The 10,528-nt window shown below is 73.5% G+C and carries 12 protein-coding genes; 10 read left to right on the top strand and 2 right to left on the bottom strand.

The window, feature by feature from the left end; translation table 11 throughout:
- Positions 1-16 precede the first annotated feature (16 nt).
- From OJ962_RS00835 to OJ962_RS00880, 10 genes are all read left to right on the top strand, one after another.
- Positions 17-499 carry a MogA/MoaB family molybdenum cofactor biosynthesis protein gene (locus OJ962_RS00835; protein ID WP_270006135.1) on the top strand — a complete coding sequence of 161 codons (483 nt, stop codon included), beginning with the start codon at positions 17-19 and terminating at the stop codon, positions 497-499.
- A complete protein-coding gene (locus tag OJ962_RS00840) occupies positions 477-1,130 on the top strand; it encodes an ABC transporter ATP-binding protein (protein ID WP_202954688.1) in 654 nt (217 codons plus the stop codon). Before OJ962_RS00835 ends, OJ962_RS00840 begins: the two co-directional genes overlap by 23 nt.
- Positions 1,123-1,788 (top strand): heme exporter protein CcmB, encoded by a 666-nt coding sequence (locus OJ962_RS00845; RefSeq protein WP_202954687.1) that lies wholly within the window; start codon positions 1,123-1,125, stop codon positions 1,786-1,788. The genes OJ962_RS00840 and OJ962_RS00845 overlap by 8 nt, the downstream gene beginning before the upstream one ends.
- Complete coding sequence (locus tag OJ962_RS00850; RefSeq protein ID WP_202954686.1) at positions 1,785-2,525, top strand: cytochrome c biogenesis protein; 741 nt, start codon at positions 1,785-1,787, stop codon at positions 2,523-2,525. Before OJ962_RS00845 ends, OJ962_RS00850 begins: the two co-directional genes overlap by 4 nt.
- Positions 2,525-2,722, top strand: a complete 198-nt coding sequence (locus tag OJ962_RS00855) for a hypothetical protein (protein ID WP_202954685.1) — start codon at positions 2,525-2,527, stop codon at positions 2,720-2,722. Before OJ962_RS00850 ends, OJ962_RS00855 begins: the two co-directional genes overlap by 1 nt.
- Before the next feature lie 82 nt (positions 2,723-2,804).
- Positions 2,805-4,070: a glutamyl-tRNA reductase gene (hemA, locus tag OJ962_RS00860; protein WP_238931582.1), complete on the top strand. Its 1,266-nt coding sequence runs from the start codon at positions 2,805-2,807 to the stop codon at positions 4,068-4,070.
- The gene (hemC, locus tag OJ962_RS00865) at positions 4,067-4,879 is read left to right on the top strand and encodes a hydroxymethylbilane synthase (protein WP_202954683.1); all 813 of its coding nucleotides are present in this window, start codon (positions 4,067-4,069) and stop codon (positions 4,877-4,879) included. The genes hemA and hemC overlap by 4 nt, the downstream gene beginning before the upstream one ends.
- A gap of 40 nt (positions 4,880-4,919) precedes the next feature.
- Positions 4,920-6,341, top strand: a complete 1,422-nt coding sequence (gene cobA / locus OJ962_RS00870; protein ID WP_202955206.1) for a uroporphyrinogen-III C-methyltransferase — start codon at positions 4,920-4,922, stop codon at positions 6,339-6,341.
- The gene (locus tag OJ962_RS00875) at positions 6,338-7,060 is read left to right on the top strand and encodes an SAM hydrolase/SAM-dependent halogenase family protein (RefSeq protein WP_202954682.1); all 723 of its coding nucleotides are present in this window, start codon (positions 6,338-6,340) and stop codon (positions 7,058-7,060) included. Before cobA ends, OJ962_RS00875 begins: the two co-directional genes overlap by 4 nt.
- Positions 7,057-7,734 (top strand): biotin--[acetyl-CoA-carboxylase] ligase, encoded by a 678-nt coding sequence (locus OJ962_RS00880; protein WP_202954681.1) that lies wholly within the window; start codon positions 7,057-7,059, stop codon positions 7,732-7,734. The genes OJ962_RS00875 and OJ962_RS00880 overlap by 4 nt, the downstream gene beginning before the upstream one ends.
- 150 nt (positions 7,735-7,884) lie before the next feature.
- Here the strand turns inward: OJ962_RS00880 and OJ962_RS00885 are convergent, their stop codons facing one another.
- Together OJ962_RS00885 and OJ962_RS00890 are read right to left on the bottom strand one after the other, a co-directional pair.
- Positions 7,885-9,261: a hypothetical protein gene (locus OJ962_RS00885; RefSeq protein ID WP_202954680.1), complete on the bottom strand. Its 1,377-nt coding sequence runs from the start codon at positions 9,259-9,261 to the stop codon at positions 7,885-7,887.
- The gene (locus OJ962_RS00890) at positions 9,258-10,487 is read right to left on the bottom strand and encodes a hypothetical protein (RefSeq protein ID WP_202954679.1); all 1,230 of its coding nucleotides are present in this window, start codon (positions 10,485-10,487) and stop codon (positions 9,258-9,260) included. The genes OJ962_RS00885 and OJ962_RS00890 overlap by 4 nt, the downstream gene beginning before the upstream one ends.
- Positions 10,488-10,528: the final 41 nt, after the last annotated feature.

Below are 10,528 nucleotides of genomic sequence, written 5' to 3' on the forward strand. Positions count from 1 at the left end.
GACCATTCGCGCCGCGATCCTGACCGTCTCGACCCGGGTCTCACGCCGCGAGGCCGAGGACCTCTCCGGGCCCAAGCTGGCCGCCGCCGCCGAGGAGGCGGGCTGCGAGGTCGTGGGCATGGAGGTCGTCCCCGACGACTTCGCGCTGATCGAGGACCGGCTGCACCACTTCGTCGCCGCGGGCTGCGACCTGATCTTCACGACGGGCGGCACCGGCCTGACGCCGAACGACATCACGCCCGAGGCCACGCGCTCGGTGATCCAGCGCGAGGCGCCCGGCTTCGCGGAGACGATGCGCGCCGAAGGCCTCAAGCACACGCCGCACGGCATCCTCACGCGTGGCGTGTCCGGGATCGCCGGCCGCACGCTGATCGTCAACTTCCCGGGCTCCCCGAAATCGATCGACCAGCTCTTCCCGGTGCTGGCGCCGACGCTCAAGCACGTGGTGCGCACCCTGCGCGGGGACTCGTCGCACCATGAGAGCGATCGAGCTGGCTGACCTCGGCCGCGCCTACGGGGAGCGGGTCGCGCTCGCGGGCGTGACGCTGACGGTGCAGGAGGGCGAGACGCTCGCGGTGTTCGGGGCCAACGGCGCCGGCAAGACGACGCTGCTGCGCATCCTCGCGACGCTGCTGCGCCCGCACCACGGCTCGGCGAAGGTCCTCGGCCACGAGCTGCCGCGGGAGGGTTGGGCGGTGCGCGGGAAGATCGGCTTCCTGGGTCACGACCCGCTGCTCTACCGCGACCTGACCGCACGCGAGAACCTGCAGTTCCACGCGCGCCTGCACGGGGTGCGCTTCGAGCGGGTCGACGCGGTGCTGGACGCGGTCGGGATGAGCGCGCGCGCCGACGATCCGGTGCACACGTTCTCGCGCGGGATGCTCCAGCGCACCGCGGTCGCGCGCGCGGTGCTGCACGAGCCGCAGCTGCTGCTGCTGGACGAGCCGCTCGCGGGCCTGGACCCGGGCGCGGCCGCGCTCATCGACCCGCTGATCGGCGGCGGGACGCGCGTGGTGATCTCCCACGACCCGACGTTCCGCGGCGACCTGGCGCTGGGCCTGCGCGGCGGGAAGGTCGCGTTCTGCGAGCGCGGCGCGACGGTCGACGACGTGCGGGCGTTGTATGCGTAGGGCGATTGGCGCGCTGATCCGCAAGGACCTGATCCTGCAGCGCCGCACCCCCGAGGCCGCGCCCGCGATGGTGCTGTTCTCGATCGGCACGTTCGTGTTGTTCCACTTCGCGCTCGACGAGCGTGAGGTGAGCGGCAACCTCGCCTCCGGGATCCTGTGGGTGACGCTGCTGTTCGCGGCCGTGCTGGGCATCAACCGGCTGTTCGTGGCCGAGCGCGAGGAGGGCGGCTTCGACGGCTTCCTGCTTGCCCCGGTGGACCGCACGTCGATGCTCGTGGCCAAGGCGACGGTGCTGTTCCTGTTCCTGTGTGCGGTCGAGGTGTTCGTGCTCGCGGCGTTCGCGATCCTGCTGCTCGGCCCGTCGCTGCAACCCGCGCTCGTGGTCGTGCTGCTGCTGGCCAACGCCGGCATCGCGGTGATCGGGACGCTCGTCGCCGCGCTCGCGATCCAGACCCGCGCGCGCGACCTGCTCGTCCCGCTGCTGGCCATCCCGCTCAGCGTCCCGCTGGTGATCGCGGCGGCGCGCGCCTGTGCGCCGTTGCTCACAGAGGGCGGCGCGGGGGCGCTCGAGGCACGGTGGCTGGCGGTCCTGGGCCTCTATGATCTCGTGTTCGGGCTGCTCGCCTACGCGATCTTCGACTTCCTGCTGGAGGAATGAACGCTGTGTTCGGCCGGGGGCTGAAGACCCTCTCGCTCATTACCGTCGCCCTGATCGTGGGGGCGTTCGCGCTGGTGTTCTTCTACGCGCCCAACGACGCGGACCAGGGGTTCATCCAGAAGATCTTCTACCTGCACGTGCCGCTGGCGATCGTCGCGCTGTTCGGCTTCGTGGCGGGCGGCATCTACGGCATCCGCTACCTGCGCTCGGGCGACCGCCTGCACGACCTGCGCTCCTACGTCGCCATCCACCTGTCGCTGATCCTCGCGGTCGGCGCGCTCGTGACCGGCTCGATCTGGGCGCGCGGCTCCTGGGGCGTGTGGTGGACGTGGGACGAGCCCACGCTGGTGAGCTTCCTGATCGTCTTCCTGCTCTACGCCTGCTACCAGCCGCTGCGGTTCTCGATCGAGGACCCGGAGCGCCAGGCGCGCTACGCCGCCGTGTTCGCGATCGTCGCGGGCGCGTTCGTGCCGCTGAACTTCACGGCCGTGCGGATGGCCGAGTCGCTCGTGCACCCGCGCGTGCTGTCCACCACGGGCGGCTCGATGCCGGGCGAGATGCGGCTCACGTTCATCGTCTCGCTGCTCGGCATGGCGTGCCTGTTCGTGACGCTGTGGAAGTACGAGCTCGCGTCCAAGCACGCGACGTTCCGCCTGCGCTCGCTCAAGCGCAAGCTGGCGAACGCCGATGACGGCTTCACCCCCAACCCGCGCCGGTCGGCGGCGCCCACGCTCTGATGCTGCCTGCCCTCCCCCTCGACGAAGCCGGCAAGTACGTTGCCGCCGCATACCTCGTCTTCCTCGCACTTGTGCTGATCTACGTCGCGATCATGGCCGGGCGGCTGGCACGCATCGAGAAGGACCTGGGCGAGGTCGTCGACGCCCTCGAGCAGCGTGAGGCCGAGTCCACCGACCGGGAGACCGTTGCGCGGTGAGCGGCGAAGCCTCGCCCTGCGGGCTCGTTTCGCTGGGAGCAATCGCCCAGAGGGCGATTCTCCCGGGAAAGGGTGGCCTGTGATGGAGCTGCTGGCGCTCGGCGCCTCGCACAAGACGGCCGACCTGGCTGTGCGCGAGCGGCTGGCGCTGCTGGACGGTCAGATCGAGCCGTTCCTGCACGAGCTGGTCGCCCTGGAGGGCGTGACCGAGGCGGTCGCGCTGTCCACGTGCAACCGCACCGAGCTGTACGTCGTGGGCGAGTCGCCCGAGGTGGCGATCCAGGCGCTGCCCGCGGACGTGCCGCTCTACAGCGCGCGCAACTGCGACGCGGCGCGGCACCTGTACCGCGTGGTGAGCGGGCTCGACTCGATGGTCGTGGGCGAGGCCGAGATCCAGGGCCAGGTCAAGCGCGCCTACGAGCGCGCGCTGGCCGCGCGCACCACGGGACCGCTCACGAACCAGCTGTTCCGGGCCGCGCTGGCGACCGGCAAGCGCGTGCGGACGGAGACGGCGATCTCGGAGGGCCACGCCTCGGTGGCGACCGTCGCGGTGGACGCGGCGCGGGCGCTGATCGGCGAGCTGAGCCAGCGCCACGTCGTGATCGTGGGCGCGGGCGAGACGTCCGAGCAGGTCGCGCGGGCGTTCCACGCGCACGGCGTGAGCACGATGTTCGTCGCCAACCGGCATCGCGACCGGGCGATCGCGCTGGCTTCCCGGTTCGGCGGCGAGTCCGGCGGGTTCGACCAGCTGCCCGACGAGCTCGAGCGCGCCGACGTCGTGGTGTCCTCCACGGCGTCGCCGCACGCGATCGTCGGGCCGGAGGAGCTCGACGCGGTGCGCGGCGGCCGGCCGCTGCTGATCATCGACCTCGCCGTACCGCGTGACATCGACCCGGCGTGCGCGTCGGTGGACGGCGTGACGTTGCTCGACATGGACGCGCTCCAGCGCGCCGTCCGCGGGCACCTGAACGTGCGCAAGGGCGAGGCCGTGCACGCCGAGGCGATCGTCGAGGAGGAGATCCAGACGTTCGCGGGCTGGCTCGGGCGGCTGGACGTCATGCCGACGCTGGCCGCGCTGCGAGGACGCGGCGACGCGGTCGTGAACGAGCTGCTGGCGGCCAACGCGGGTCGCTGGGAGTCGCTGTCGGCCAAGGACGAGGCGCGCGTCGAGGCGCTGGCCCGGGCCGTGGTCAAGCGGCTGCTGCACGAGCCGACCGAGCGCGTGCGGACCCTGGACGACGAGCACCGCCACGCCCGCTTGAAGCTCCTGCGCGAGCTGTTCGGCCTCGAAGAGGATGCGGCGTCGGAGGCCGGGGAGGCCGCCGAGGTCCGCCGGCTGGCCGGGTGACGGCGCTCCGCCTGGGGACCCGGGGCAGCGCGCTGGCGCTGGCCCAGGCTCGTGCTGTCGCGGCGCTGATCGACGGCGAGACCGAGCTGGTCACGATCACCACCGCGGGCGACGTCGACCGCGCGCGCGGCGACAAGTCGCGCTGGGTCGGCGCGCTGGAGGCGGCGCTGCTCGCGGGCGAGATCGACGTCGCGGTGCATTCGGCCAAGGACATGCCGTCCGAGCTCGCGCCGGGCACCGCGATCGTCGCCACGCCGCGGCGCGCGGACCCGTTCGACGTCGTCGTGGGTGACCTGCGCGAGGGCGCCCGGGTGGGGACTTCAGCGCTGCGCCGCCGCTCCCAGCTGCTGGCCTGGCGGCCGGATCTCGATGTCGTCGAGATCCGCGGCAACGTGGACACGCGGCTGGCCAAGCGTGAGGCGGGCGAGGTCGACGCGCTGGTGCTCGCGGCGGCGGGGCTGCAGCGGCTGGGCCGGTCGGTCGGCTCCAAGCTGGTCGACGGCGTGTTCGTCCCGGCCGCGGGCCAGGGCGTGATCGCGGTGCAGGCCCGTGAGGGAACGAAGCTGCCGAGCGTCGACCATCCCGCGACGCACGCGGCCCTGGACGCCGAGCGCCACGTCGTGCGCGAGCTCGAGGCCTCCTGCCACACCCCGATCGGCGTCCTCGCCCTCGAGGGCCGCATGCGCGCCTTCGTCGGCATGCCCGACGGCTCGTCGTACATCGTCGAGGAGGGCGCGGACGCGCCCGAGCTCACGCGCCGCCTGCGCGACGCCGGCGCGGTCGAGCTGTTGCGGGCGGTCTCGGCATGACGCCGTGCACCGCCGACGTTCCTACCGCGGGACCCAACCCATGACCGTCTTCCTCGTCGGCGCCGGGCCCGGCGACCCGCAACTCATGACGGTGCGATCGAAAGCGCTGATCGCGCAGGCCGACGTGATCCTCTATGACCGCCTGATCCCGCCGGGCGCGCTGGACGGCGCGCGCGAGGACGCCGAGCTCGTGTATGTGGGCAAGATCGGCGGCGGGCCGCAGATGCCGCAGGAGGAGATCGACCGGCTGCTGATCCAGTACGGGACGGGTCCGCGCACCGTGGTGCGGCTCAAGGGCGGCGACCCGTTCGTGTTCGGGCGCGGCGGCGAGGAGGCGCAGGTCCTGCGCGCGGCGGGCATCCCGTTCGAGATCGTCCCGGGCGTCACCGCGGGGATCTCCGCGCCGGCCTACGCGGGCATCCCGGTCACGCACCGCGACCACGCGAGCGGCGTCGCGTTCGTCACCGGCCATGAGGACGGGTCGCTCGACTGGGACGCGCTGGCGCGCTTCCCCGGGACGCTCGTGTTCTACATGGGCGTGAAGGCGCTGCCCCGGATCGCCGAGCGCCTGCAGGCGGGCGGGCGGCCCGCGGACGAGCCGGTCGCGCTGGTCGAGCGCGGCACGCTTCCCGGGCAGAAGACGGTCGTCTCGACGCTGGCGCGTGTCGTCGAGGACGCCGCGGGCATCAAGGCCCCGGCGATCACGCTCGTGGGCCCGGTGGCGGCGCTGCGCGAGGAGATCGCGTGGCTCGAGCAGCGGCCGCTGTTCGGGAAGACCGTCGCCGTCACGCGCGCCCGCGCGCAGGCGAGCGCCTTGGCGGCGCAGCTACGCGAGCTGGGCGCAACGACGGTCGAGGCGCCCGCGATCCGCACGCGGCCGCTGGACGTGGCGCTCCCGCCGCTGCGCGGCTACGACCTGCTGTGCGTCACCTCGCCCACCGGCGCCGACCAGCTCTTCACGCACCTGCGCGACGCGCGCGAGCTGGCGGGCCTGACCGTCGCCGCGATCGGTCCGGGCACGGCGCGGGCGCTGCGCGCGCACGGGGTCGAGCCGGACGTCGTGCCGGAGCGGGCGGTCGCCGAGGGATTGGTCGAGGCGCTCGCGGACCTCCCGGTCGAGCGGGTGCTGATCGTGCGCGCGAAGGAGGGTCGCGACGTGCTGCCGGACGCGCTGCGGGCCCGGGGCGCGCAGGTCGACGTGGTCGCGCTGTACGAGACGATCGCCGAGCCGCTGTCCGACGAGGCGCGCGAGGCCGCGGCGAAGGCGGACTACCTGCTGTTCACGTCCGGTTCCTCGGTGCGCTTCTTCGCGGACGCCGGTGGTTCGCTTTCCGGACCGAAGCTGGTCTCGATCGGCCCCGCGACGTCCGCCGTGCTGCAGGAGCTCGCCGCCGCCCCGGACATCGAAGCCGACCCGCACACGCCCGACGGCCTGATCGCGGCGCTGATCGCCGACCAGTGATCACGTTCCTCTCCGACTACGGGCCGGGCGACGAGTACGTCGGGGTCGTCGAGGGGGTGATCGCGCGGATCGCGCCGCACGTGCGCGTGATCCACCTCGGGCACGGCGTTCCCGCGCAGGACGTGCGCACGGGCGCGCGCCGGCTCGCGCGGGCGCTCCCGTTCACACCGGCCGGGGTGCATCTGGCCGTGGTCGACCCCGGCGTCGGCGGCGACCGGCGCGCGGTTGCCATCCGCTGCGGCGCGCGCTGGCTGGTCGGGCCCGACAACGGCCTGCTCGAGCCCGCGGCGGCGGCGTTCGGGATCGACGAGGTGGTCGACGTGGGCGAGTCGCCGTGGCGACTGGAGCCGGTCAGCGCGACCTTCCACGGGCGCGACCTCTTCGGCCCGGTCGCGGCGCACCTCGCGCTCGGCGAGGCGCCCGACGGCCCGCGCTTCGATGGGGACGAGCTCGTGCGGCTCCCCGCGCTCCCCGGGGATAAGGTCCACGTCGTGGAGGTCGACGGGTTCGGCAACCTGATCACGGACGCCGCGCTGCCGCGGTCCGCCGTGCGCATCGCGGGGCACGAGGTGGCCGTGGGCCGCACGTTCGGCGACGTGGAGCCCGGCGGACTGGTCATCTATGAGGACTCCGCGGGGGACGTCGCGGTGGCGGTCAACGGCGGCAGCGCCGCCGCGCTGCTCGGCGTGCGCGCGGGGGATGAACTGGAGCTGAGATGAAGCTGGGTGAGCGCCGCGAGCATCACGAGACGATCGGATCGACCAACGAGCGCGCGCGCGAGCTGGCCGAGGAGGGTGCCGAGCACGGAACGCTCGTCACCGCCGACGAGCAGACCGCGGGGCGCGGGCGCCAGGGCCGCACGTGGGTCACGCCGCCGGGCGTGGCGATCGCGGCGTCGCTGATCCTGCGCGAGTTCGACGACCTGCTCCCGCTGCGCGCCGGGCTCGCGGTCGCCGACGTGGCCGGCCCGGACGCGCTCGTCAAGTGGCCCAACGACGTCTGGCTGGACGGGCGCAAGGTCGCCGGCATCCTCGCCGAGAGCAAGGCCTCGCAGTGGGCGGTGCTGGGCATCGGCGTCAACGTCGCCGTCGACGTGTCCGCGCTGCCCGAGGACGCGGCCGAGGTCGCAGGCTCGCTCCGGCGCACGCCCGACGACGTCGAGCCGACGCTCACCGCGCTGCTGGCCGCGCTCGAGAAGCGGCTGGGTCAGGGCCGGGAGTCGGTGCTCGCCGCCCTGCGTGAGCGCGACGCCCTGCTCGGCCGGCGTGTGCGCTGGCAGGACGGCGAAGGCCTCGGCGCCGGGATCGACGAGTCGGGCGCGCTGCGGGTCGACGTCAACGGGCGCGAAATCACGCTCTCCGCCGGCGAAGTCACCCTGAGCGCGCACCTCTAACGGGCCCGCTGAAGAACCCGACACACCTGCTGCGGCACATCCGCGGCACCTCGCGCCACCCACGACGCTCACGTGCCGGAGGCACGCATCACTGTCGCGTGCGGCCCGAGGCACGGGCGCCTGCACCACATCAGGCGCATCGCCCATTCTTCAGCGAACCCTTCCCCGCAACCGCGGCAGGAAGCGGCGCGGCTTGGAGTGGCGGGCGGTGAACTCGTCCCACTCCGCCTGACGGCGCGGCCCCAGGTGGGCGCGGACCTCGTCGTCGCCGCGGCGATAGGGCCGCGCCGCCGGCGCGAGGATCTGGTCGTGCAGCGTCTGGCCGCCGCTCGGGGCCTTGGACCAGATGCTGAACGTGACCGCGAGCAGTTCCAGCGGATCGTCCGCCTCGTGCAGCGCGTTGGTGAGCGCGAACGCCAGCGCCTCGTCGAAGCGCTGGTGCCCGGTGGCGTCGCGCAGGCGCTCGATCGCGTCGAAGTAGCCGTCGAGCGTCTGCGGTGAGACGAGCTCGCGGGCGACGATCTGCAGCAGCTCTTCGGCGCGCAACGGCGGCACGTCGTGGGTGGGCGCGAGCGCGCGCGCCGCGATCCGGCCCCACGCGTCGAAGCGGTGCGTCGGCCCCGGCCGGCGCGCTGCGGCGTACCACGCGCAGTACGCGGGCAGCTCGAGGTGGTTCGGCAGGCCGCGCAGCGCGAGCGCGAGCGGGTCGCCCTTGTCGAGCTCGCCGTCGAGCGGCTGCTCCATCAGCAGCGCCTGCGCGCGCTTGACGTCGAGCTCCGGCGGGCGCCGCTCAGCGTCGTGGAACACGCGCAGGAGCTCCGCGTACTCGTCCTTCGTACTCGGCCCGTCTTCGCCCCACAGCGCGCGCACGTCGGCGACCGCGTGCGGGTCGAGCATCAGCAGCGTCTTCGCGGACTGCGCGCGCCGCTCCGGGTAGCGATCGACCACCGCCCACAGGTAGACGGACATCACCGCGAGGCTCGGGTGCGCGGTCGCACGCTGCTTGAGCGCCACGATCGCCGCGTCGTTCTGGCACAGCTCGCGCAGCCGCGGGCGCAGCGAGACGTCGGTCGCAACCCGGTCCGCGAGCTGCTCGGCGACCGAGCCGATCAAGGGGTCCAGCAGCGCCTGGCGCCCGATCTCGGTCAGCGCGTGCTGCACCGTGTCGAGCTCGAAGCCCTCCACGATCACCGCCGCCGCCCGCGCGTCGGCGTCCGGGTCGACGCCGAGCAGCCCGAGCTCCACGCCCGCCGCGAGCAGCGTGCCGCTCTCGGGCGTGCCCCGCGCGGCCTCGACCTGCTCCAGCCACGGCTCGAGCGTCTGCGCGGACGGCTTGGTCGGGGCGTGCACGCCCACGAACGGGACGTCCTCGGGCAACTCGTCCAGCAGCGGGAGCACGTGCGCCAGCGCGGTCTCGGCGAGCAGCCGCGAATCCGCGCCGGCCGGCATCCTCCGGGCCTGGCCGTGCAGGTCCAGCCACGCCGGAAGCGCCTCGCGATCCGCTTGTTGCCACTCCGCCGTGGTCATTCACGTCCCTCCTGCTTGAGCGACTCCTCGAGCTCCGCGAGCGAGATCCCGAGCTCCACTTCCTCGATGACCTCTTCCTCGGGCTCCGGCTCTGCCAGCTCCGGCAGGCTCTCATCGGGCGTGACGCTCTCGGTCTTGAGCTCCGACAGCAGATTCGACCACGCGTCCACGTCCGGCAGCGGCTCCTCCGCGGCCTCCTCGGCCGGCTCGACGTCGAACGGCACCTCGATCACGACGTCGTCCGGGATCGGCTGGCCGGGCGCGATCGGCTCCTCGTCGACGGCCGGCTCGAACGGCACGGAGATGATCTCGTCGTCGCGAATCACGAACTCGTCGTCCACGGGTTCCGCCTCTTCCACTTCGGGTTCTGGTTCAGTCGCGTCCGGCGCTTCGTCCGCTTCCTCGACGACCTCGGCCTCGAGGATCTCCTCGGGCTCGGGTGCGATCACCTCGGGCAGCGGCGGCTCCTCGCGCAGGACGAGCGCGGTGCCCGGCAGCGCGGTGTGGAGCGGCAGCGCAGCGGCGGCGCGGGCGGCCTCGTGCACGTGGCCGGCCGCCGCGAGCTCGGTGATGAGCTGGAGCGCGAGCGGAAGCTGGTGCGGAGCGATCAGGTCGGTGGCGCCCCCGTGCACGGCGAGGGCGAGGCCGTCGGCGTCCTCGAGGCGGGCCACCGCGTCCAAGAGCACGCCGCGCCGCGCCAGCTCGAGCGCGACGCGCGCGTAGAAGCTGGGCGGGAGCTCGCAGGGCTCGGTGGTGTCGATTCCGCCCTCGGCGACGCGGATGCGCACGTCCTCGTCACCGGCCGTCGAGAACGTGATCCGCTCGCCGCCGGGAAGCGCGTGGGTGATCCAGGCGATCCAGGCCTCCGGGTCGGGCCCGGTGAAGACGACCGGCCCGGCCAGCGCCGCGTCGAGCAGGCGGGTCGCGACGCCTGGTGGGGCGTCGGCGAGGAAGCCGAAGTCGGGCGCGCGGGTCTCGAGCGGTTCGAGCTCGCCGGGGTTCTCGCGCCAGACGACGTCGATCGCGTGCACGCCGGCGAGGTCCGCGACGGCGTGGGTGAAGTCGTCGATGCGCCGGGCGGCGACCAGGCCGACTCCTTCGACCTCGCGCACGAGCAGGCCTTCGCGCGCCGGGACGGCCGCGAGCAGCCGGGAAGGGTCCAGCGCTTCGCTGGAAGCGAGGACCTGATCGGAGTCGAAGTACGCCTGCGGGTGGCCCTGCGCCACCCCAAGACCGTACCCGGACGAGGCCGTAAGCTTGCCGATTG

Source organism: Solirubrobacter deserti, from assembly GCF_027587175.1.
GTDB classification, from domain to species: domain Bacteria; phylum Actinomycetota; class Thermoleophilia; order Solirubrobacterales; family Solirubrobacteraceae; genus Solirubrobacter; species Solirubrobacter deserti.